This window comes from Streptomyces sp. CB03234 (assembly GCF_001905885.1).
In the GTDB taxonomy this organism is placed as follows: domain Bacteria; phylum Actinomycetota; class Actinomycetes; order Streptomycetales; family Streptomycetaceae; genus Streptomyces.
On the sequence record NZ_LIYH01000009.1, the window covers coordinates 101774 to 125231 of the forward strand.

General features: G+C 73.1%; 12 protein-coding genes. 1 reads left to right on the top strand and 11 read right to left on the bottom strand.

Annotation, left to right across the window (positions count from 1 at the left end):
• Window positions 1–8: 8 nt before the first annotated feature.
• The 7 genes from AMK26_RS33165 to AMK26_RS33195 form a co-directional block, all read right to left on the bottom strand.
• Window positions 9–4001, bottom strand: coding sequence for an ALF repeat-containing protein (locus AMK26_RS33165; protein WP_241838196.1), 3993 nt, complete (start codon window positions 3999–4001; stop codon window positions 9–11).
• A gap of 631 nt (window positions 4002–4632) precedes the next feature.
• A complete protein-coding gene (locus AMK26_RS33170) occupies window positions 4633–4959 on the bottom strand; it encodes a hypothetical protein (protein ID WP_079277947.1) in 327 nt (108 codons plus the stop codon).
• 137 nt (window positions 4960–5096) lie between these two features.
• The gene (locus AMK26_RS38480; RefSeq protein WP_073759582.1) at window positions 5097–9392 is read right to left on the bottom strand and encodes a polymorphic toxin-type HINT domain-containing protein; all 4296 of its coding nucleotides are present in this window, start codon (window positions 9390–9392) and stop codon (window positions 5097–5099) included.
• A 267-nt stretch (window positions 9393–9659) separates the two neighbouring features.
• Window positions 9660–10766 (bottom strand): hypothetical protein, encoded by a 1107-nt coding sequence (locus AMK26_RS33180; RefSeq protein ID WP_073759584.1) that lies wholly within the window; start codon window positions 10764–10766, stop codon window positions 9660–9662.
• Window positions 10767–10913: 147 nt separating this feature from the next.
• Window positions 10914–11543 carry an RICIN domain-containing protein gene (locus AMK26_RS33185; RefSeq protein ID WP_073759586.1) on the bottom strand — a complete coding sequence of 210 codons (630 nt, stop codon included), beginning with the start codon at window positions 11541–11543 and terminating at the stop codon, window positions 10914–10916.
• Window positions 11544–11577: 34 nt separating this feature from the next.
• Window positions 11578–12219 (bottom strand): RICIN domain-containing protein, encoded by a 642-nt coding sequence (locus AMK26_RS33190; RefSeq protein WP_073759588.1) that lies wholly within the window; start codon window positions 12217–12219, stop codon window positions 11578–11580.
• 88 nt (window positions 12220–12307) lie between these two features.
• Window positions 12308–13888 (bottom strand): AbfB domain-containing protein, encoded by a 1581-nt coding sequence (locus tag AMK26_RS33195; RefSeq protein WP_073759590.1) that lies wholly within the window; start codon window positions 13886–13888, stop codon window positions 12308–12310.
• A gap of 473 nt (window positions 13889–14361) precedes the next feature.
• Between AMK26_RS33195 and AMK26_RS33200 the strand changes: the two genes are divergently transcribed.
• Window positions 14362–15156, top strand: a complete 795-nt coding sequence (locus AMK26_RS33200; protein WP_073759592.1) for a crotonase/enoyl-CoA hydratase family protein — start codon at window positions 14362–14364, stop codon at window positions 15154–15156.
• A gap of 199 nt (window positions 15157–15355) precedes the next feature.
• Here the strand turns inward: AMK26_RS33200 and AMK26_RS35960 are convergent, their stop codons facing one another.
• Genes AMK26_RS35960 through AMK26_RS33220 form a run of 4 tightly spaced genes read right to left on the bottom strand, consistent with a single transcriptional unit; the run spans window position 15356 to window position 23235 of the window.
• Window positions 15356–19156 carry a DUF3427 domain-containing protein gene (locus AMK26_RS35960; protein ID WP_073759594.1) on the bottom strand — a complete coding sequence of 1267 codons (3801 nt, stop codon included), beginning with the start codon at window positions 19154–19156 and terminating at the stop codon, window positions 15356–15358.
• Window positions 19149–20189 (bottom strand): AAA family ATPase, encoded by a 1041-nt coding sequence (locus AMK26_RS33210; RefSeq protein WP_073759596.1) that lies wholly within the window; start codon window positions 20187–20189, stop codon window positions 19149–19151. The genes AMK26_RS35960 and AMK26_RS33210 overlap by 8 nt, the downstream gene beginning before the upstream one ends.
• Entirely contained in the window at window positions 20186–22279 is a 2094-nt protein-coding gene (locus AMK26_RS33215; protein ID WP_143608694.1) for a hypothetical protein, read from the bottom strand. Before AMK26_RS33215 ends, AMK26_RS33210 begins: the two co-directional genes overlap by 4 nt.
• The gene (locus AMK26_RS33220; RefSeq protein WP_241838198.1) at window positions 22276–23235 is read right to left on the bottom strand and encodes a hypothetical protein; all 960 of its coding nucleotides are present in this window, start codon (window positions 23233–23235) and stop codon (window positions 22276–22278) included. Before AMK26_RS33220 ends, AMK26_RS33215 begins: the two co-directional genes overlap by 4 nt.
• Window positions 23236–23458 lie beyond the last annotated feature (223 nt).

The window sequence follows — 23458 nt, forward strand, 5'->3', positions numbered from 1 at the left end:
CTCTCGCTTCAGCTCGTCGGAAGGATGGGGTACATCGTGACCAGGTCTCCGTGCACACTCACCACGATCGTGAGGCAGTGGGTCTCCTGCTCTCCGCTCTGCCTGGAAGACTTGCCGAACTTCTTCTTGGGGTCGAGGCAGACGTTCTTCTCACGGTAGGCGGACCCGCCGCTCGCGTGCTTCCACCCTCCCTGGTCGGTGATCGCCCCGTTGAAGATGTCCTTCAGGTCCCCCAGAGTGAGGTCGGAGTTGAACAGCCCCTTCTTCTCGGTGACCATCCGTCCGCCCTCGAAGTGGTAGTCCCGGAGGTTCCTCAGCGCGAGCGTGTCGAGGGCGACCTCGATGCCGCCTTCGGGGAGGTTCTGGCCGGTGGGAATGAACTCGCAGTCGTCCCAGCCGTCCCATCCGTTCCAACCGTCGAATCCTCCCCCGCCGGAGGCAGGGGCCGCCATGAAGGCCGCTCTCTGGGCGGACCTGGGCTTGGGCTTGGTCGGGCAGAGGACGGCCTGCGCCCGCGCGATGATCTTCTCGCCCTTGTCGACGAGCTTCTTCGCCTTGGCCGTCTTGTCGAGGAAGTCGTTGATTCCGGCAATGGCTTTTGCGATCTTCGGCAGCTTGCTGGCGATCTTGAGAGCCTTGACCGGGCCTAGGTTCTGGATGATGGCCCAGATGCAGATGCCGACGTCGGGGTCGTCCCAGCACTCTTTGATGTCCTCGGCGAACAGTTCGACGAGAAGCTCGCCGCCGTTCTCCTTCAGGTAGTCGAGCAGGTCCTTCTGCGCCAGTGCCCTGGCCGCCTCGAATTCCGCGACACTGATGCCGGCGGCTTCGAGCGCCTTGCGCTGCGCCTCCGTCAGGTCGCCGCCGGAGACGTCCTTCCCGCCCCTGGCGGCCTCCTCGCGCTCCTGGCGCTCCAGCTCGCGCTGGTACTCCTCGGCCTTCTTGGCGGCCTCGTCGGCTTCCTTGGCGTAGGTGCCGGCGTTCTTGGCGGCCGTTTCGGCGGAGGTGGCGTGCTTCTCGGCGGACTCGGCGAACGTGTTCGCGTCGGCGGCGTCCTGCTCCGCCTGGGCGGCGGCGCCCTGGGCGACGCTCGCCTCCTTCTCGGCGAGGCCGGCCGCGCTGTTGGCGGCGGCCGCCTGGTTCTCGGCGTCGGCGGCGGCGCCCCGGGCGCGGGCCGCCTCGGCCTCGGCCTGGGTGGCGGCGTTACGGGCGGCGGCCGCATCCGCGTACGCCTGGTTGGCGGCCGAGCGGGCGAGCTTGGCATCGGCCTGGGCCTGGGCGTCCGCCTGGTTGGCACGGGCCGCGGCGGCCCGTGCCTTCGCGCCGTCCTCGGCAGCCTGGGCGGCGGACTTCATCGCCGCTGCCGAGGAGCGTGCCGCGTCGGCGGAGGAACGGGCGGCGGCTGCCGCCGCCTTGAAGGCCGGAGCCACCTGGGCGTTGGCCCGCTTGGCCGCGGCCTCGGCGGCCTCGGCCGCCTTGACCGCCTCCGCGGCCCTCGCCTCGGCCTTGGTGACCTCGGCCTGGCCCATCGCCTGGGCGGCCTTGGCGACCTCGGCGGCGAAGTCGGCGTCGACGTCCGCGCCGGTGAACGGCGCGGTGAGCAGGATGGCGGTGTTGGCCGGGTCGGCGATGCCGGCCGCGGTGGTACGGGCCGATGTGGCGGCCTGGACCGCCATCGTGGACTGGAGGCGGGCCATCGCCGCCTCACGGGTGGCGCCGTCGGCCTCGTCGCGGGTGCGGTTGGCCGCCTGGAGCGACTGATTGGCGTGGATCGCGGCCAGCCCCGCCAGGCGGGACGCCTCGTGGGCGGCGATTCCGGCCCGGGCCTCCTGCGCGGTGGCCTCCGCCGCCCGGGCGCCTGCCCGCTGCGCGGCTGCGCGGGTGGCGGCGGCCTCGGCCTCGGCCTTGGTCGCCGCGGCGTTCGCCGCGAAGGCGGCCGCCTCGGCCTTGTTGGCGGCGGCGTTGGCACGTGCCGCGTGCGCGGTGGCCTCGGCAGCCGCCGCACGGGCCCGTGCGGCGGCGCCCGCCGCCTCGATGGCCGCCGAGCGGGAACGTACCGCCGCCGCCGACGCCTGGTCGGCCGCGCCCCGTGCCGTACCGGCCGCCGTGCCGGCGGCGTCGGCCGCGGAGCGCGCCTCGGTGGCCGCCGCGCGGGCGGTCTCGGCGTGCTCGGTGCCCTTGGCCTTGGCGGCCATCGCCTCGGTCGCCCTGGCCCTCGCCGCTTCGGCGTTGTGGACGCGTTCGGCCTCCACCGCCTTGTTGCGGGCGGTACGGGCCTTGGACTCCTCGCCCCGCGCCAGCTCGTCGGCCTTGGCGGCGATGCCCTCCTGGGCCTGTGCGGTGGCCCGCTTCTCGGCGGCCACGGCTGCCGCGGCCTGGGCATCCGCCCGGCGGGCGGAGGCGGTACGGGCCTCGGCCTCGGCACGCGCGCGTGCCGCCGCGGCGATGTCCCGCTCCCGCTCGGCCCGCGCCCGCGCGGCAGCCGCGAGGTCGCGCTCGCGTTCGGCGACCGCCCGCTGCTCGGCGGCGATCCGGGCCTGCCGCTCGGCCTCGATCCGCGCGTCCCGCGTCTTCCTGGCGTGCTCCCACGCCTCCTTCTCGGCCTGCTCGGCCGCGATGCGCGCCTGGCGGGACTTGGCTGCCGCGTCCGCCGCGATGCGGGCCTGCTTGGCCGCCGCCTCGGCGAGCCGGGCCGCCGCCTTGGCGTGCTCTTCGGCGTTGGCACGCCACTTGGCGGCCTGCTGGGCGTGCAGCTCGGCCTGGTTCTGGGAGTTCAGCCCGGCCGCGTCGGCCGCCGTGGCGTCCACCGCGTGCCGCGCGGTCGCCGCGGCCCTCGCCGCCGCGTCCGCCGCACCGGCGATGCCCGAGGCCACCTCCGACCACTGCACCCCGTGGGTGAGCCCGGTGTCGACCAGCACATCGGCCTGTACCTTGGCCTGGCCGGCCGCCACCTGGGCCGCCTTGGCGGCGCCTTCGGCGATCCCGACCTGCCGGGCGACCTCGGCCTTCACCGGGGCGTAGTCCGACAGGCGCTTGCCGGCCTTGTCGGCGGCGAGCATCCGGTCGGCCTCACGGGACTGGGCGGCCGCGGAGCTCATCGCGTTGGACGCGGTCTTCAGGGCCTTGACCGCGTCACCGTGCGCCGCGATCAGCTTGGTGCGGGCCGCGGCGGCGGTGCCCGCCTTCTCCGCCAGTTCGCGCAGCCGCTCGGCCGCCTCCAGCGCTTCCTTCTGGGCCTTCTCGTGGGCGGCCCGGTCGTCCGCGTCCTTCTGCGCGGCGACCAGGTAGCCCTTCTCCAGGAACTCGGCGATGACCTTGTCGTCGCCCGTGGCGAGAGCGGCCTGCGCGGTCCGCTTCACCTCGGGCCCGCCGACCGCGGCGAGCATCTCGACCCGCTTGCGGTTCTCCGCCGCGCGTTCCTTCTCGTTCTGCTCAGTCGCCTTGTCCCGCTGCCGGGCGATGTCCGCGCCGAAGGCCAGGAAGTCCGCGCGGTCCTGTGCCGTGCCCTTCAGGACCCGCTCGACCTCGGCGTTGAAGAACGGTCCGCCGGTGCCGCGCAACGCCTCGATCCGGCCGCGGTTGGCGACATCGGCCGCGTCCCTCTTGTCCTTGGCCCGCTGCCGCGCCTGGGCCTCGCCGCGCTCCAGGAAGTCGCGGATCGCGTTGGGGTCGGTGCTGGCCAGCGCCGCCCTGGCGGCTTCGCGGACTTCCTCCTCCTCGTCGAACTCCGCGAAGTCCTCGACCAGTTGCCGGTCCCGCTCGTCGCTGATCCTGTCCAGCTCGGAGGTGGCGGGCGGGGGCGGGGCGGTTTCCGCCGCCAGGAGGCCGGCCATGACGACCGTACGGTCGATGCCGCCGGGGCCGGACGGTGTGACGGCACCGGCCTCCCCGGCCAGACCGCCGAGGACGGCCAGGGCGAGGGCGGTGGACACCGCCCGGCCCAGCAGGCCGGGTGCCCGGCCGCGGGTTCTTCCGGCTCTGCGCCGGAATCCTTCCCTCACGGGAAACTCCTTCGATGAGTCGATACGCCGACAAGTCGGTGGATTGATGAGGCGGGGATCACCTCGGCGCGCCGGCCGTCCTGCCTGTCGCGCGCATCCGCTGCCCGGCCGGTCCGGGCGCCTGCTCAGGGCTCCTCGTCAGGGCGCTTGGGCATGGGAGGGGGAGCGTGAAGTCCGGGCGGGCGTAGACGTCATCAGGCCGGTGAAAGGACTCCCCCTGGTGTACGTCGTCCGTACGTTCACGTACGGGAGGGAATCCGGTGACCGGTCCGCCGGCGCATGAATGCCCGTGCGGTTCCCTCCGGTGTGCCACGAATTCCGACTGGTCGTCAGGACCTTAACGCGCGGACTGGATACGATCAATGTCGTTCGGCGCGCAGTGACGCATCACGCTTTCGGTGCGGGTGATTCCGCTTTTCTCGATTCGGTCACTGTCGCAATGCCTCGCCGTGCGCAGGGGAGGCCCTTGCCACTTCGTACGGTGCAAAGGCCTCGGCGACGTCGCCAACACGAACGGCTGCGCGTCCATTTCACGCCATGGCGCATTCGGCTCGAGCCATTCCTTGCCATGAGTAGACGCAGAAGGGCCCCGCCGGAACGGGGTGTTCCGGCGGGGCCCTCACACTTGCGGCTAGGAGCGGACTTCGATGGAAATCAGGTCGGGTTCCGGGAGGACGCTGGGCGGCTCATCTCCGTACCAAGCGTATTCGATGGCCGACAGGTACCCATCGGTGGCCCAAAGAAGGATTTCTCCGATCAGGGAACCAGACGTGTCGAGAACTGTCGCATCCACCGGAATGACTCCAGAGACTCCTGCCGAGCGGGGAGCACCTTCCCGGACCCGCAGGTCGACACTGACCGAGCCTTCCGCCCACTGCGCGACCACCTCGGCGAAGTCGATCTGGGCTCGCAGTTCAGCCGCTCCGGGAAAGTCCTGGGCGAGGATGAGCTCGACCACACCTCTCTCACTTGCATTCATGGGACGAGGGGTGACTGCAACAGCCACGGCAAGAGCCTCCAGACAGTCTCCCCCACCGGGGTGACCATAGCCGATCTTTCTACACTTCCCAGACGCTCATAGACCTCGGAGCGGGACTACGAGGTGCCGGGGAACTTTCCAGGAATGAATGCGGTGCCGAGCCTGGGGATCCCGTTCACCACCGCTCCACGAATGGTCACCGTCTCGCCTGCGATCTCTCGACTCACCTCGTACCTTCCGGCGGCCGGCAGGTCTGTCGCGCCATGAAGGCTGTCCAGGATGGCGCGAAGGGCTTTTTCACGCCCGCCGGTCTTGGCCACCAGATCACTGAAGCCGTGTTTGGCCGGATCAATGACATGCTCAAGGTTGGCCGGCGTGTTCCACGTGGACCACGCCTCTTCCAGGATCTCCGGCGAGACACCGCACCCTGGATTCGTATTGTGCACAAGGACCGGTGCGTTCCCGGCGAGTACATAGTACGTGTGGAGACCTTCGACCGTCAGGTTGTGCACCCGCATCGGCTCGGTCCAGGCCCGGAGCCCGACGAGTTCCCTGAGCTCGCCCTCGGAGGTGCGCAGCAGGTCGCCCGCCGTGAGGTCTCCGGCATCCACCCAGTGCTTGCGGCTCTCGACCCAGAACGGGTGTCCGTCGGTGGCCGTGATGGTTCCCGTGGCGTCGCCCGCCGGACCGTCGGTGTCGACGGTCAGCTCCCGCAGGCTCTTGCTGCCCTCGCCGGTGATCAGGTGGGTGACGGCACGGCCCTCGGTCCGGCCGGTCAGCGGGTCGGTCGCCAGGACCCGTTCACCCACTCGTACGGTCTCGATGGGCTTGCGGGCACCGTCGGCCATGAGCACCGGCGTGCCCGGCGCGAAGCTGTTCTTGGGCTGGCCGCCGGTCACGCAGGGCGGCGGGTTCTTGCGGAACTTCTCGAGGATCTCCTTGCTCTTGTCGAGCAGCTTCTTCGCCTTGGCGGAGTTGTCGAGGAAGTCGTCGAGCCCACCGACGATCTTGACGAGCGCCTTGGTGATCGCCGGCGTCGCCTTGATGACCTGAAGGGCCTTGCCCCAGGGCAGAGCACCGACCACCGCCCAGAAGCAGCTTTCGAAGTTGCCCTCCGTGAAGCACTTCTTGATGTCCTCGAAGAGGAGGTCGACGATGATCTGCCCACCGTTCTCGATGAGGAAATCGGCGAGGTCCTTGGAGTCGAGGTCGCGCGCCCATGCGAGCTCCTCCGGCGAGATGCCGGCGAGCTTGAGGGCCTCGATCTCCGCGGGGGTGAGATCCTTGAGCCCGTCACCACCCTTCTGCTCCGCCGCCTTCGCCGCCGCCTCGCGGGCCTTGCGCTCCTGCTCGCGCTGATACTCCTCGGCCTTCTTCGCGGCCTCGTCCGCCTCGCGGGCGTAGGTGTTGGCGTTCTTCGCCGCCGCCTCCGCCGACTTGGCGTGGCCCTCGGCCGACTCGGCGAACTTGTTCGCGTCGGCGGCGTCCTGCTCCGCCTGGGCGGCGGCGCCCTGGGCGACGCTCGCCTCCTTCTCGGCGAGGCCGGCCGCGCTGTTGGCGGCCACCGCGTGGCTGTCGGCCTCGGCGGCGGCGCCCCGGGCGCGGGCCGCCTCGGCCTCGGCCTGGCTGGCGGCGTTACGGGCGGCAGTGGCGTCCGCGTACGCCTGGTTGGCGGCCGAGCGGGCGAGCTTGGCGTCGGCCTGGGCCTGGGCGTCGGCCTGGTTGGCGCGGGCCGCGGCGGCCCGTGCCTTGGCGCCCTCCTCGGCGGCCCGCGCGGCCGACTTCATGGCCGCCGCGGCGGAGCGCGCGGCGTTCGCGGACGAACGCGCCGCGTCGGCGGCGGCCTTGAACGCCGGGGCGACCTGGGCGTTGGCCCGCTTGGCGGCGGCCTCCGCGGCCTCGGCGGCCTTGACGGCCTCCGCGGCCTTGGCGTCCGCCGAGGCGACCTGCTCCGCGCCCATCTGCTCGGCCGCGGCGGCGACCGCCGCGGCGAAGTCGGCGTCCGCGTCCTTGCCGCTGAACGGCGCGGTGAGCGCGATGGCCGTGTTGGCCGGTTCGGCGATGCCGGCGGCGGTGCTGCGGGCGGCGGCGGACGCGGTCACGGCGACGGTCGCCTGGACGCGTGCCATGGCCGCCTCACGGACGGCGCCCTGGGCCTCGTCCTTGGTGCGGTTCGCGGCCTGGAGGGAATTGTTCGCCTCCATGGCGGCGAGCCCCGCGAGCCGGGCGGACTCGTGCGCGGCGATGCCGGCGCGGGCCTCCTGCGCCGTGGCCTCGGCGGCCTTCTCGTCGGCGCGCCGGGCGGCCGCGCGTGTCAGGGCCGCCTCGGCCTCCGCCTTGTTGGCGGCGGCGTTCGCGGCGGCGGCAGCGGCCTCTGCCTTGTTCGCCGCGGCGTTGGCCCGCGCGGCGTGCGCGGTGGCCTCGGCGGCTGCTGCCCGGGCCCGGGCGGCGGCGCCCGCGGCCTCCGTCGCGGCGGAACGGGCCCGTACGGCCGCGCCGCTCGCGGTGTCGGCGGCGCTCCGGGCCTGACCGGCCGCGGCGCCCGCCGTGTCGGCGTCGGCACGTGCGGCGTCGGCGGCTGCGCGGGCCACACCCGCGTCGATGGTGCCGCGGCCGGAGGCGGCGATCGCCTCGGTGGCCTTGGCGCGGGCCTCCTTGGCCTGGTGGTTCTGTTCCGCCTTGAATGCGGCGTTGCGGGCGTTGCGGGCGGTGGTCTCCTCGGCCCGCGCCCGGCGGTCGGCCTCGGCGGCGATGCCGTCCTGGTGGGCGGCGTCGGCGCGCGCGGCGGCGGCCGTGGCGGCGGCGGCCTGGGCCTGCGCCCGGGCGGCGGAGGCGGTACGGGCCTCGGCCTCGGCACGCGCGCGTGCCGCCGCGGCGATGTCCCGCTCCCGCTCGGCCCGGGCCCGGGCGGCGGCGGCGAGGTCCCGCTCACGCTCGGCGACCTTGCGCTGCTCGGCCGCGATCGCGGCCTGGCGCTGCGCCTCGACGCGGGCCTCGCGGGTCTTGCGGGCGTGCTCCCACGCCTCGCGCTCGGCCTGCTCGGCGGCCACCCGGGCCGTCTTGGCCCGCTCGGCGGCGGTCGCGGCGACCTGGGCCTGCTTGGCGGCGGCGTCGGCGAGCCGGGCCGCGGCCTTGGCGTGCTCCTCGGCGTTGGCACGCCACTTGGCGGCCTGCTGGGCGTGCAGCTCGGCCTGGTTCTTGGCGTTGAGGCCGGCGGCGTCGGCGGCGGTGGCGTCCACCGCGTGCCGCGCGGTGGCGGCGGCCTTCGCGGCGGCGTCCGCCGCACCGGCGATGCCGGAGGCGACCTCGGACCACTGGACGCCGTGCTCCAGGCCGGTGCCCACCAGGACGTCGGCCTGGACCTTGGCCTGGGCCGCGGCGACCTGGGCCGCCTTGGCCGCGTCCTCGGCGTACCCGACCTGGCGCGCGACCTCCGTCTTGACCGCGGTGTAGTCCGACAGGCGCTTGCCGGCCCGGTCGGCCGCCAGCATCCGGTCCGCCTCGCGTGCGGCCGAGGCGGCCGACGACATGGCGTTGGAGGCGTTCTTGAGCGCCTTGACGGCGTCGCCGTGCGCGGCGATGAGCTTGGTGCGGGCCTCGGCGGCGACGGCGGCCTTGCGGGCCAGCTCGCGTAGCCGTTCGGCGGCCTCCTGGGCCTCCTTCTGCGCCTTCTCGTGCGCGGCCCGGTCGTCGGCGTCCTGCCTGGCCGCGACTTGGTAGCCCTTCTCCAGGAACTCCGCGATCACGGCGGCGTCCTTGGACTCCAGCGCCGCCAGCGCGGCCCGCTTGACCGCGGGACCGCCCACGGACGCCAGCATCTCGACGCGCTTGCGGTTCTCCTCGGCGCGCTTGGCGGCGTTCTGCTTGTCCGCCTCGTCGCGCTGCTTGGCGATGCCGGCACCGAAGGCGAGGAAGTCGGCGCGGTCCTGCGCCGTGCCCTTCAGGACGCGCTCGACCTCGGCGTTGAAGAACGGTCCGCCGGTGCCGCGCAGCGCCTCGATCTGACGACGGTTCGTCCCGTCGGCGTCGGCGCGCTTGTCCTTGGCGCGCTGCCGTGCCTCGGCCTTTCCGTGCTCCAGGAAGGTGCGGATGGCGTTCGGGTCGGTGCTCGCCAGCGCCGCCTTGGCGGCCTCGCGGACTTCCTCCTCCTCGTCGAACTCGGCAAAGTCCTGGACCAGTTGCCGGTCCCGTTCGTCGCTGATGCGGTCGAGCTCGGATGTGGCGGCGGGTGCCGGCGCGGTGTCGCTCTGCGGCTTCACCGCCGCCGCGAGCCGGTCCAGCGACTGGAGCGTCCGCGTCAGCGACACCTGCTCGGTGCGTACGGAGGTCGCGGCGGCGGCCTCACCGGTGACGGTGCCGAGCACCGCCACGGCGATCGCCGCGGACACCGCCTTCCGTACGTGCGTGGCCACGCCAACGCGCAGCCCTCCGGCTCTGGGCCGGACTCTTCCCCTCACGGGAATCCCCCTAGACGAATGATCGAGAAAATCCCGCCCCGGTCACGGGCGGGTGGTCGTTTGGCCGGCGTGCCGCCCGGCCGGCCACGGGGCTCCCCCTGGCCGGCCGGCCTCCCGGCCTCGGGCCCGGTCACGGGCCCGGTCACGGCCCCGGTCACGGGCCCGCCGGCTCCCCGGCTCCCCGGCTCCGGCCCGGGTCACGGGCCCGCCGGGCTTCCGGGTTCAGCCCCGGGCGCGGCTCTCACCGTCCTGGGCGCGGTCGAACATGGACTTCCAGAACACCGCCGCCTCGTCCGCCGCGGCCCGCTCCCCGGACCAGGCGGCCTCGTGGCCGTCGGCGGTGCCGGAGATCGCCTGCCAGAGGCGTTCGGCGGACTCGCGGGACAGCTGGGCGACGGTCCGCCAGTTCTCCGCCTGGGCGGCAGCGGCGGCCTGTTCGGCCTGCCAGGCGCGCTGCGCCGCACCGGCGTGCTCGGACACCGCCTGCCAGGCGCGCTCGGCCTCGGCGCGGGCGCGGGCGGCGTCCGCCGCGCCGGCCACGGCCGCCTCGGCCGCCGTCGCCTCCGCGATCAGGCGGGTCAGCGTGTGGTGGCGGACCGCCTCCGCGTCGGCCACCCGGGTGCGGTAGGCCGTCAGGTCCAGCGTGGCGCCGGTGGCCCAGCCGTAGCCGAAGAACTCCGCCACGTCGTCGTCCGTGGCCCCCGGCCGCAGCGCCCACTGGGCCGCGACCCGCACCTGTTCACCCGGGTCCTGAGCGCCGAGAGCGCGGACGAACTCGCGGTCGGCGGCGGCGACGTCCAGCCGCTGCTGCTCGCCGGCCTCGCGCGCGGCGCGGTCGCGGCGCTGGGCCTCGGCGTACCCGGAGGTGACGAACGCGGCCTGCTCGGCGACGCCGCCCTTCAGCGCCCGCGTCGCGGCCGCCCGCACATGCGGGGAGAACTCCGCCGTGTGGGTGGCGATCACCCGCTCGCAGAACGCCTTGTTGCGGGCGCGGGTGTCCCGGGCGCGCTGCTTCGCGGCGTCGAAGCCGCCGCTGGGAGCGAGCCACTCCAGGAGCGCCTGGTCCCCCCGCGTACTGCGCAGGGCGTTCCACGCCGAGGTCCGCACCTCGGCGGCCGGGTGGGTCTTCGCCATCGACGTCACCCGCTTGCGGGCCTCCTCGACAGCGGCGGCCAGCTCCGGCGACAGGTCCTGCGTCGGCAGGCCGGCCGGTGCGGCGCCGGCCGTGGACGCCACCCGCTGCGGTCCGGCGGCCGGGGTGCCGGCACTGGCCCATGCCGGTACGCCGCCCGCGAGCGCGATCGCGCCGGCCAGTGCGCCGGCGGTCACCGCCCGCGCGCATCTCCACTGACGACTCAACTCAAGGCCCCCTCGGGAAGTGAAGTACGGTTCACGGCCGCCGGGGCGGGGCCGCAGGTGCGGCTCCGCCCCTTCGCGGCGTTCAACGGGCGCACGTGTGCGCGCCATCCGGCCGGGTCACGCGACCGGCCGGACCTGCCACAGCTGGGCGGCGGTGCGGTTGCAGGTGTAGAGCTGGACGTCGATGCCGTCGTCCTGCTTCTGGCTGGGCACGTCGACACACATCCCCTCGGCGTGCGCGGGCTGGAGCTCGTACAGCTTGCGCACGGGGTCGACCAGCAGGATCTCCCAGCGCTGGTGGTCCCCCTGGCCGCAGGCGAACTGCTGGACGGCCGCGCCGGGCTTGACGCTCTTGCCCTGGACCTCGAGGCACTTGCCGCTCTTGACGTTGCGCATCTCGAAGGTTCCGCCACGCGCGGCGACGGCGCTCCACTTCTGGGAGTCGGTGCTGTTGCAGGCGTACTGCTGGACGTTGATGCCGTCCGTGGTCTTGCCGCCCTCGACCTCGAGGCACTTGCCGCTGTGGGCGGCGGTGAGGGTGACGACCTGCTTGGCCATCTTGGTGCGGGTGATGGCCTCCGCCCGCGCCGCACCGGCGACGGCCGACGCCTCGCGCGCGGCCTCTGCGGCGGTGGCGGCGGCGGTGGGCACGTTGGGGTCACCGTCGGCCTGGACGGCGGTGGCCGTACCGGCGAGGACGGCGACGGCCGCGCCCGCGGTCAGGACGGCTCGGACGATCCGAGACATGTGGGGATCCGTTTCTCTCGCGTGTACGGGGGGCTCAGGCGGCCGTGACGGGGTGGATGCGCCACTGCTGGGCGGCCGTGCCGTTGCAGGCCCACAGCCGCGCGATCGCGCCGTCCGCCTTGCTGGAGGACTCGATGTCCAGGCAGCGGTTCGTGCCGGCCGGCGTGTGGGCGGGCCGCAGCTCGTACCGCTCGTTGGTGATGTCGACCATCACCAGGCGCCAGCGCTGGTTCGGCTTGCCCACGCACCACCACTGCTGGACGACCGTGCCGGTCGTGGTGCCGGCGGCCTCCACGTCCAGGCACTTGCCGCTGTGCGCGAAGCGCAGTTCGAAGGTGCCGGCGCCGGTGGGGACCATGTCGACGCGCTGGTTCTCGGCGTCCGCGACGCAGGTCGACTGGACGCTGTTGACGCCGTTGCGGAGGCTGGCGTTGGGGGTCGTGAGGCACTTGTCGCTGTGGACGGCCCTGAGCTGTACGGCCGAGGGCCTCGAGGCCGCGGTGGCGGCGGCCCTGGCGTCACCGGCGTCCACGGCGTCCGCGGTGGACGTGGACACGGTGGTGGTGGCGGGGGCCGGCTGGGGGCGCGCCTCGTCGGCGACGGCCACGGTGACGCCGCCGGCGAGCGCGGCGACACCGGCCGCGACGGCCAGGGCGGATCGGACGATCCGGGACATGGGGTGCTTCCGTTCTTCTCAGGTCTGAAGGGGGAGGGCCGGCGGGCGGGTGGCCGGCGCGCGAGCGGGGTGACCACCGCCCGCGCGGTCAGCGCGCGAGCGGGGTGACGATCTTCCAGGAGGCGTCCTGGGCGAAGTCCTTCTCGACGTCGAAGCGGTTCTTGGCGGACTTGTTGGCCACGAAGAGGTCGCCGTAGTACTCGCGCAGGAAGCGGCCGGGCTGGCCGGCCGACTCGAAGGAGGTGCCGGAGCCGCTCAGCCCCTTCTTGGCGCACCAGGTGGCGTCCTTGCGGAACTGGGTGCTGTTGTCGCTCGCGGCCATCCTGACGCGGAGGTCCTTGTGCGTGAGGTAGTGGCCGAGCTTGCGGGAGGACTCGAAGGAGTAGCAGCCCGGCTGGCCGTTGAGCGCGGGGACGACGACCCAGGTGCCGTCCTCCCGGTCGGTCTGCTTGGAGCCGGTGGACAGCGGGGCGATGAACGCCTCCCCGGCGTCGGGCGTGGACTGCCGGACGTAGAAGCCCGCCGGCTTGCCGCTCGCCGGCTGGAACGACTGGCGCTTCGCCCGGTACTGGCTCTCCGCGGTGAGGAACTTCGCGATGTCCTCGTCGGTGCCGGCCAGGGCCTTCTTCGCGGTGGCGACCAGGTGGGGGTTGACGCCGGTCTTCTCGGCGGCGGCCTGGATCTGGATGGCGAGCCGGCGGTTGGCGTCGGCGATCTGCTTGCGGCGCGCCTCGTCGTCCTTCTTGTACGCCTCTTCGGCGCCGGTGTGGATGAACTGCTTCCACACGGCCGGGTCGGGGCTGAGCACCGCGCGCTGCGCCGCCGCGTACAGCTCGCTGGTCTTGGCGTCGGCCGGTGCGACGCGCAGCAGTTCGCGGATGAAGTTGTCGTCGCTGAGGACCAGCATGGCCTCGGACGGCGTGAGGCGGAACAGTGCCGCCGCGTTGGTGCGGGCAGCGATCTCCCTGCGGCGCTCGGCCTCCGCGCGGTCCTTCTCCTCCAGTTCCTTCAGTTCGTTGGCCACGTCGCGCTGGTGGGCCTCGCGGGCGCCGTTGGTGATGAACTCCTGCCAGGCGGCCGGGTCCGCGGCCAGGGCCGTCGCGGCGGCGGCGCGGACCTCGGGTCCGGCGGCCTCGTGGCGCATCACGGCGCGGATGAAGTTGTCGTCGCTCAGGTCCAGCAGGTCGGGGCTGTTGGGGATGCCGATCGCTATCAGGGCCTGGGACTTGGCGAGCCGGGCGGCGCGGGCGGCGTCGGCCTTGTCCTTCTCGCGCTGCTTGTCGACGGCGTACGCCTCGTGGATGCCGGTGACGATGAACTGGACGTGGTCGTCGGCCGTCTCGCTCATCATGGCGGCCTCGGCGGCCTGCCGCACCGCGTCGAACGTCTCCCCGCCGTCCCGGGCCTTCTGCCAGAGGGCGTGGATGAAGTCGTGGTCGCTGAGCAGCAGTACGTCCGGGCTCGGCTCGAGGCGCACCACGGCGGCGGCGTCGACCCGCTGCGTGTCGGTGGTGCCGATGCCGGCCGCCGCGGCCGGGGCGGCCGGCGGGGCCGCGACGGCGCCCTGCGGCGCGGCGACGGCGGTGACGGAGGCGAGCGCGGTGGCGGTCACGAGTCCGCGCGTGACGGCTCTGCGCACACGGGCGGAGTGCGTGTTGCTGTTCTTCATTCTGGTTCTGGTCCCCCTGCTAGGTCCCGCACGCGGTTCCCGATCGCGTGCCAGGTGGTCGGGGCGCAGTCTTGGAGATCACCCGGGGGGAGTCAAAGTGGAATTGACAGCTCCTGTCCGCTCAACCGCCGGTATGACTGTTTAACGTGCCACTTGACGCCAATCTTTGACTGAAAGACGACTTGTGCAGAAGAGTTCAGAACTCGCGAGTAGTACGGAATGCAGCGTTCCATTTGATCTGCCACCAGGGAGTACGACCCACGCGGCACGCACGGAGCGGCCCCTTCCCAAGCACCGCACGGCTCGACCCGCTCCGCCGCCCGGCCGGATTGCGTCGGTCCGCAGTCGTGCGGGACATGTGAGGAAAAAATGTGGGCTGGTACACATCAACAAAGTCACCCTTGCTGATGCCTTACCATCCGCCACCGAAGCCCCCTCTGGCCGCCGCCCGCCGACCGGGCGACAATGCCGCCATGACCGATCCCCCGACTTCCCAGGCTTCCCCGGCCGTCCGCGTGGAGCGCGACGGTCCCGTGACGACCGTGGTGCTCTCCCGGCCCGCCGCCCGCAATGCCGTGGACGGGCCGACGGCCCGCCTCCTGGCCGACGCCTTCCGGGCGTTCGAGGCGGACGACGACGCCTCGGTCGCCGTGCTGTGGGGCGAGGGCGGCACGTTCTGCGCGGGCGCCGACCTCAAGGCCGTCGGCACCGGACGCGGCAACCGGGTGGCGCCCGACGGCGACGGGCCGATGGGGCCGACCCGGCTGCGGCTGACCAAGCCGGTCGTCGCGGCCGTCGCCGGGCACGCCGTGGCCGGCGGCCTCGAACTGGCCCTCTGGTGCGACCTCAGGGTGGTGGAGGAGGACGCGGTCCTCGGGGTGTTCTGCCGCCGGTGGGGCGTGCCGCTCATCGACGGCGGCACTGTCCGGCTGCCCCGGCTGATCGGCGAGAGCCGCGCCATGGACCTGATCCTGACCGGCCGCCCGGTCCTGGCCTCGGAGGCGTACGCGATCGGGCTCGCCAACCGCCTCGTACCGCCGGGACAGGCCCGGCACGCGGCGGAGGAACTGGCCCGTCACATCGCCGCCTTTCCTCAGACCTGCCTGCGTCACGACCGGCTCGCGGTGCGCGAGCAGCACGGCCTGCCGGAGCCCGAGGCACTGACGGCCGAGCTGCGGCACGGCATGGTGTCCCTGTCCTCCGGGGAGACCCTGTCCGGCGCCGCGCGCTTCGCCTCCGGATCGGGACGGCACGGCTCCTTCGACTGATCCGGCTGATCAGCCCGCGACGCCGGTGCGGTGTGGGCACCAGGTCCGTCCGGTTTCCGCGGGTGCTCGTGGACGCGCCGGCCCAGAGCCCGGTCGTCGACCGGGAGGACTGGCAGGGGTGCCTGGTCGACTTCCCGCCGCGGGCCGCGCCGGCGCGGGCCGGGCGGGCTCCACTGGCCGCGTCCCGCACGGCTACGGTTCAGGAGATCCGCGCGTACGACCAGATGTCCGCCGGGAGTTCGCGCCGCAGCTTCCAGGTGATGGCCATGGGCATGCTGCCGGTGTGGCCTACGTAGTCGGCCGGGCCGAGGAACGTCCAGGGCTGGGGGCTGCCGATGTCGCTGGTCCTGCCCGACCGGAGGAACAGCAGGACGTGGGTGCCCATCTCGGCATGGTTCCGGTACCGCAGCCCCGCGGGGGAGGTCTCGGAGGTCTGGCTCTGGGATTCCCAGTGGAACAGGGTGCTGCTCAACGCATAGTCCTGCGCCCGAGTGATGAACAGCGCGTCGGTCCTCATGGACCGGCACCACTTCACGCCCTCACGGAAGTCGGCCGGCAACGGGCCGCGGATCTCTGCCTCTCCCAATGCCGACAGGATCTCTTCACGGGTGTAGGAGGCGTGGACGGTCAGGGGGACGTCGTGCCTGCCGCCCAGCGCGGGCAGAGGAATCGGGACGCGTGTGGTGCGTTCCAGGTTGTACGCCAGGACCTGGCGCAGTTCGCTCCGGAACGCGTGCTGTGGACGCAGGGCGGCGAATCCCTCCTCGTAGCCGGCGAAACCGTCGCGCGTCATGCCGCCGCGCGGCCAGAGCTGGAAGAAGAGCATGCGCGCGTACGCCCGGTCCCGCTCGTCCAGATCGCCGTAGTGAGGCGCGTCGTCCTCCAGCATGCGGGTGTAGGCCTGTACGCGCTGCGGGTCGTCCACGTGGAGAAAGGCACGGACACGCGCCAGGAGTGCCGCCTCTCCGTCCGGAGGCTCCCCCGGCAGCAGACGGGTACGGCGCAGCAGCCCGGTCCAGGAAATGCCTTCGCCCTGGTAGAGCTCGGTGAGTTCCCGCCCGCTCCGGTGCAGGTACCGCCCGAGTACCGGCTCCGCGTACTCGGCGACCTCGCGGGCCCGCTCGATGACACTGCGCCCCAACTGCTCCCGGATGTTGTCGACGAGACACCTCTTGGCCCCCTCGTCGAGGACGACGGTGCAGCCGGAGGGGAGTTGCGGGAAGTGCTCGATCCGGTCCACCAGCTGTCGGCGCGTCAGGTCCGTCATGGCGCGGAACTGGTTGTCGAGGCGGAACTCCTTGCGGTGGTACCCGATGAAGTCGAGCACGGTGAGCACCGCCTTGCCCGGGGAGCGGAGGAGACCGACCGAGAGTTGCTGGAGGAATCCGACGGTGCTCGACGTCGGGCGGAGCAGGAGCAGTGTGTCGACCTCGGGGATCGCGTGGTTCTCGTCGAACACGTCGACGCAGAAGACAGCCCGCAATTCGCCGGCCCGGAGGGAAGAGACCGCCGCCTGGCGCCTTTCACGTGAATCCTGCGAGGACAGGGCCACGGCGTCGAGGCCGGCACCGCGGAAGCACTGGGCCATGAATTCGGCATGTGCCACGGAAACGCAGAAGCCGACGGCCCGCATGGCCCGAGGCTCGGCAACCATGTCCCGGACGGCCCTGAGGACCAGTCGCGCCCGTGCCTCGTTGCCGGAGAGCAGGCTGGACAGCGCGGCACCGTCGTACGCTCCCCGTCTCCAGTCCAGCGACCGAAAGTCGGTGCCGTCGCCGAAACCGAAGTAGTGGAGAGGAGCGAGCTGGTCACTTTCCAGCGCGTCCCGCAACCGCATCTCCGCGGCGATACGACCTTCGAAGAACGCGTCCTGGACATTCAGGCCGTCCATCCTTTCGGGGCTCGCCGTCAAGCCGAGCAGCTCCATCGGCCTGAAGTGGTCGAGGATCCTCCGGTACGTCGCCGAGGCCGCCCTGTGGAACTCGTCCATGACTATCACGTCGAAGTGATCGGGCGGCAGTCCGTCCAGGGCGCTCCCGAGTGACTGCACACTGGCGAACACGTGGTTCCAGTTCTTGGGAACAGCCCCGCTGTACAGCGACTCTCCGAAGCCCGGGTGCATGAGGACGTCTTCGTAGACCTCGCGCGCCTGGTGCAGCAGCACGCTGCGGTCCGCGACGAAGAGAAGCCGCAGGTCTCGCTGGTTCTTCTCGCACAGACGCCGGTAGTCGAAGGCCGACAGGACCGTCTTGCCGGTTCCGGGGGCGGCGACGAGGAGATTGCGGTGCCGGTCGTGGATCTCGCGCTCGGCGTCCAGGCGGCCGAGCATCTCGCGCTGCGCGCTGCTGAGTACGTATCGGACAGGAACCTGCTCGGCCGGCTCGATGCCGAGGAGGCGGGCCGTCGCGGCGGCCGCCTGGGCGATGGGCCGGAGGCCGGCGGGGAGTTGCTCGCGGCTCCCGGGAGAGTGGAGGGCGGCGACGATTCCTCGTGGAGCCTGGGGGTGGGCGGCGAGGTGGTCGGTGAGGGCGAAGTGGGCGTCCCACGCCTGGTCGTGGCTGAGGAGCCCGCGCAGGTGCCCGGTCGCGCCAGGGTGGAAGCGGTATACCAGCTCCGCGTCCTCCTGCCGGGTTGCCGTGAGCAGCCCGGCGGTGAGGAACTCGGCGACGTCGGCGACGGCCGCCTCGGGGACGAGGCGCTCGCGCAGCACGTCGAGGACCGGGAGGGTGAACGCGTCGAGCGAGGAAGCGGCGATCGCCAAACGGACGGCGGGCGAGCGCCGGCCGTCCGTGAAGGCCACCGCTGCCGCCGCGGCGCGCCTGTCGTATGCCGCCGGGGTGACGGGTCGGACGGCGGACGGTTGCGGAACCCGGCCACGGGAGGGCATCCGGCCCGAGGCAGGCACCAGGACGGCCTCGCAGCCGTGGGGGTCGGTGCGCATCACGGCGCGTGCCCAGGCGAGCATCTGGCCGGGATCGAACTGCAATACGGGCAACGCCTGCCAGGGCCGCGTCCCCGGAGCGTCCTCCCGGAGGAGACGCGGGCGTCGGTAGGCGAGGAGCCGCCCCGGAGACGCCGGGACGGGGGCGGTCGCCGTCGTCCGGGGCAGGTCGAGGCCGGAGCGTTGCCACAGACGTCTCGGCAGCGGGTTGACGAGGGCCACGGGGGCCGTGAGTCCCCAGGTGTGCAGCGTCCGCCAGAGGGTCTCCTCGCGCCAGGCGGGAGCCGCGCAGTCGGAGACGACGAGGAACAGGCGGTGGGCCGGTCCGCGATGGACGGCGTGGGACGGGTCCATGGGCAGGGCCTGGCCGCGATGGTCGCGGAGCACCGGAGCGGCCCCCAGTGGATGCTCGAGATGCCACACGCGGATGCCGCGGAACGCGGACAGCGTGCGCAGCACCTTCGTCAGGACGCGCACGGTCTCGTCCCAGACCGCCATGGACGTCCCCCGGTCCACGACCACGACCAGCTCCAGCCATGGCTCCGGCACCGGGACGAGCCGGGGGACGAGGACGCCGGTACGGGTGTAGTGATCGACGGTGGCGTCCAGGTCGAGACCTTGCCGGACCCGGGACGGCCGGGGGCGGCGCAGCGGGCGCAGGGCGCGGCCGATCTCGAGGGCGTTCGACAGGGCGGAGGCGCGGCCGATGCTCACGGGCCTGGCGGGGATCGTGGCGGCGGCGCTGTCGTCCCTCAGCCACACCGAGGCCGTCGCGGTGGTGTCCGCGTTGCCGCGGCCGGACACGGGGGCAGGCAGATCGGCGGGGCCGTCGGACGGCGGTTCCGGACCGGCCGGTTTGTCCGCCGGCGGCTCCTCGGCGGCCGGGGGCGGATCGGCGGGGCGGTCGCCGGTCCCCTCGGTGTTCGACCGGGCGGCGGCGAGAAGAAGGGCGTCCAGGGTCGCCGGGACGTCCCACTCCTCTCCGTCGCCCTCCCCGATGCCGAGCGGCCCAGGCAGACCCAGGGCCGCGAGCAGCCGTGCGGCACGGTTCTCAGGCACGCCCGAGCCCCTGGAGCAGCAGCTCCTGCAGCCTCGTCCGCTGGTCCTCGTCCGAGACGCCGTCACCGCGCAGCAGATGGACGGCGCTCAGCAACTGGTCGATGGCGAGGCTCTCGCCGCGGTTCAGCCGCTCGACGAAGGCGTTCACCAGCGTCCGGGTGGTGCCCTCCTCGACCTTCTCCAGGTGGGCCTCGACGATGCCGGTGAGCGCCGGAACCGTGAGCGCGGGCATGTCGAAGCGAACGCAGCGACGCAGGAAGGGTGCGGGGAAGTCGCGCTCGCCGTTGCTGGTGAGCACGATGACCGGAAACTCCTCGCACTCCACCAGACCGTTGTGGATCTCTTGCCTTTCGCCCGGCTCGGCGGTGCGGACGGTGACCCTGCTCCTGTTGTGGCGGGCGAGTTCGGGGATCTCGAAGCGGCCGCGCTCCAGGACGTCGAGGAGGTCGCCGGGCAGATCGAGGTCGCTCTTGTCGATCTCGTCGATCAGCAGGGCGCGCGGGCGGTCCCCGGGCAGCAGAGCGGTGCCGAGGGGGCCGAGCTGAACGAAGTCCCCGATGTCGTCGCGTACCGCGCGTGCGGCACGGGCGGCGAGCGTGGCACGGGCGGCGCGGCGCGCGGCCCGTCCACTCACCGAGGCGGCCGGGCGGTCGACGGCACGGACGTTGTAGGCGTGGATGCGGCCCAGGGCGTCGTAGCGGTAGAGCGCGTCGGCGAGTGTGCTGCGGGAGGTGATGTGCCAGCGCAGCACGTTCCCGAGTCCGAGTTCGGCGGCGATCTGCTCGACGACGGTCGACTTGCCGGAGCCCGCCGGGCCGGTGAGCAGCAGGGGGCGGCGCAGATGGAGCGCCGCGTTGACCGCGTCGACCAGGCCGGGGGCCGGCCGGTAGGTGCTCGCCGCGGACGGCGTCGGCTCGCCGTCCGCCCCTGCTCCGTTCCTGGCCGCCTGCGCACGCCACGGGGGCGGAGGCGGGAGCGTGGGCGGCTCCTCGGGGACGACTCCCGTACCCGCGTAGTACGGAGTCCAGTTCATGCTCGCTCCTTCGGCGTCAGGTCGTGCGGGGCGACGACCGCCCGGCCGGCGCGCCGTTGGCAGAAGGCCTGCCAGTGGGCGTCGTGCCATGTGGTGCGGATGTCGGCCAGATGGCCGGGGCCGTCCCCGCCGAGGCTGTTGTCCAGCCTCCCCTGGAAGGCGCGGACGAGTTGCTCCGGCAGCGCGTCCCAGTGCTCCGCGACCGCGTCCTGCAGGGCTCGCGGGTCGGTGACGTTGCCGTGCCGGGGCCAGATCAGGGCCGGTGTGTGGGTGAGGAGTTCCTCCAGCATCAGGCCGAAGTCGGTCTCCGGGAGGGTGCTCACTCCCCATACGCAGCTGCCCGTACGGCGGCGGCCCAGCAGGTCCTGCAGGGCCTCGACGCTGCTGAGATCGTCGGGGGTGAGCCACGACGGACCTGGGTGGGCCCCGGTCTGCAACGAGGTCAGGAGCTGGCTGCCGGTGTGCAGCAGGTCGTCGAGACGGATGCCAGGCGGCGGCGTCAGCAGGCCCGACCAGCGTGTGATGACGTCGTAGTCCACGCCGAGCATGCGTCGGCCCCGGACCACCCGCCACTCCTCCGGCGGGGAATCCAGCAGCAGGAAGGTCGGGACCGACACGTCGATCGCCACCAGCTGGGCGCCCGCCGCGCTCAGCCAGGACACGGCCCAGCCGACCGCTTCGTCCAGCGCGGACGCCAAGGCGTCCCGGCCGGGCCGGCACGGGAACTCCGAGGCGTGGACCACGGCCGAGCCGAACAGCAGCGACGCGTCCACCCGGACGACGTCCGCACCGCCGTCGTCGGCGACCACCAGGACCAGACGGGGCGTCGCCCGGGCCAGTTCCCGCAGTCGGCTGTTCAGCGCGGTCATGGCGCCCAGCTTGGTGGCCCAGGTCGTCAGTCGCTCTGGTGGGACCTCGCCCGGACCGGTCAGATGGGTGAGGGCCGCGACGAAGTGCACCAGCGTCCGGAGCCGGCGGTCGGGGTCGACGGGGGACGCGTCGAGAACGGCGTACTCGACCAGGTCCCGCAGGGACGGGCAGGGCACCTGTACCACCACGTCCAGCGGGAAGCCGCTGCGCGCCGCCGCCTTGCGGAGCAGGTCGTCGGTCAGGGCACGGCTGAAGGTCTCCTCGAGGACGGTGAGAGTGGCCCCGCAGGTGCGCAGGTCCCGATGGAACTCCAGCACACGCCGGACGGCGGGCCGGCTCCGGCTCTCCTCCCCCAGCCGGGCCAGCCAGTCCGCCAGTTGTTCCGCGCTGTTGATCGCGTTGGTGCCGTCCAGCGGGCGCAGCACCTTCCGCATTCTCGCGTACGCCCTCGGGCCCAGGCAGCCGCTGGAACGACCCGCGGGGGCCTGGACGTTGCGGGCCAGCCAGAGAGATCCTCCGGGCACGGGGGAGCCGTTGAAGGTGCAGCCGCCGGGTTCCTGGACGGTGATGCGATCGCGCAGCTCCTCGATCAGCCGGTCGTCGACCGTCAGGAACTCTCCCGCGTCCGGCACCCCCTTCTCCAGCAGCTCGGCGAGCCGGACGCTCAGGCTCATGTCCCACGCCGGCATGTGGGCGGAGGCGGCGAAGAGCAGGGACAGGCGCAGGGCGCCCTGTTTGAGTCCGGCCGTCGCGGAATGTGCGCCCGGCAGCGCGGCGGCGGCGTGGCAGGTGTCGACGACGGCCATCAGGCCGTTGAGGCCGGGGTCGTTGGCGACGGTGCCGAGCGCGGACGGCACGTCCAGCTGTCCGATCGCCGGGTCCTGCGCGCTGCCCGAGGTGACGAAGTACAGCGGGCCGCCGCAGCCGCCCGTCCCGTGTCCCAGCAGCGCCAGCACCAGAGGTCCGCCGTCGGCCTTCGCCCGGCCGAGCGCGGTCGCGAGGGCCTCCTCGACGCGTGCCTTGCCCAGCGCGGTGCCGACGAGCAGGGAGCCGGTGTCGCCCTCGCCGCGGTCGACGCAGGCTCCGATGTCCGGGTCGACCAGCGCCCGGTGCAGCCGGCGTGCGGCCTCCTCCAGGCCCGGGAGTTCCTCCGCGCCGGTGCACTGGGCGGCGACCACCAGCACATGGCGGGGTGGTGTCGGTGGGGCGAGGGCCGTCACGGCAGCAGCGCCTGCACGATGGGACCGGCCACCTCGGCGTGCTCCAGGTATGTGGTGGCCGTGTGGGTCCAGAGCCCGGCGGACCTCACGGGGGCGGTCTCCGCCTTCACGCCCCGGCCGCTCGGCGCGATCCAGTCGGCCAGCCGGGGGCGTCCGGCGATGACGTCGTCGCGGTCCCAGAAGTTCAGCCACGCGCCCACGTTCTCCGGGCAGGACGGCGGCCGTGGCACGAGCCGCTGGAGGACCACACCGCCGAGCGCGAGGGGGGAGCCGAGCGTCACCCACAGGTCGACGGGGCCTTCGTACTCGTGCAGTGCCTCGTAGGCCACGACGGTGCCGAGGGAGTGCGCGACGACGACGAGCGGACGGGACGGATCCCAGCCGTCCAGCACCCGGGACCGGACGGCTGCGCCGAGGGCCGCCTTGTCGCCCTGCCGGTTCAAGTACCGTGCCACCTGGGCGAGGTGCAGCGCGAACGCCTGGCCGTTCAGCCACTGTGCCGTCTGCCGTAGGCCCGGAAGCTGGAGGAGCGTCGTGGTCACCCACACCAGCCGGCGCCCGAACTCCCCGGGCCCCTGGGCCCGGCTGCCGGAGGCGAGGGCGTCCAGATGGTGCCGGGCCTGTCCGGCGACCCGGGCCTCGCGCGAGCCCGTCTCCGGCGGGAACCGCTCGGCGAGCTCCTCCACCATCGCGTCCAGCAGACGCGCGACGAACTCCTCCTCCGACGGATCCAACTCCCCGGCCGACGGCCCCCCTTGGGCACCCCTGGGAGTGAACAGAGCGCTGTAGTCCGCGAACCTCGCGTCCGCGAGCCAGCCCTGAGTGAGCGCCGAAACCGACTCCGCGTGCCCGGCCGCACGCGCACCGGTGGCCAGCGCCCGCAGCCACTGCCGCCGTTCCGTCTCCGCGTCGCGGAGTCCGCCGATGCCGTGCACGAACACGAGCTGCGGCTTCACCGTCGCCACCAACAGGCCCTTCCCCCACCTCAGTTCCGTGCAGGCCATCTTGCCTTGTGAGGGGCCGGAGGCGGAACTCGGAGCACACATGGCGAGGAGGTCACCCCGGGCAACCACCCGGGCTGGAGCACCGTGTGCGGCACATCTGCGTCAGGCGCTCGATGCGGGCCACGGCACTCTGCGCGCCAGTGGACAGCGCGCAGAGTGCCGGTGAAGCGGCGTG

Coding starts and splice junctions, on each gene's coding strand:
- AMK26_RS33185 (WP_073759586.1), bottom strand. CDS start 11,543: ATGTCTCGGATCGTCCGAGCCGTCCTGACCGCGGGCGCGGCCGTCGCC.
- AMK26_RS33190 (WP_073759588.1), bottom strand. CDS start 12,219: ATGTCCCGGATCGTCCGATCCGCCCTGGCCGTCGCGGCCGGTGTCGCC.
- AMK26_RS33195 (WP_073759590.1), bottom strand. CDS start 13,888: ATGAAGAACAGCAACACGCACTCCGCCCGTGTGCGCAGAGCCGTCACG.
- AMK26_RS33200 (WP_073759592.1), top strand. CDS start 14,362: ATGACCGATCCCCCGACTTCCCAGGCTTCCCCGGCCGTCCGCGTGGAG.
- AMK26_RS33210 (WP_073759596.1), bottom strand. CDS start 20,189: ATGAACTGGACTCCGTACTACGCGGGTACGGGAGTCGTCCCCGAGGAG.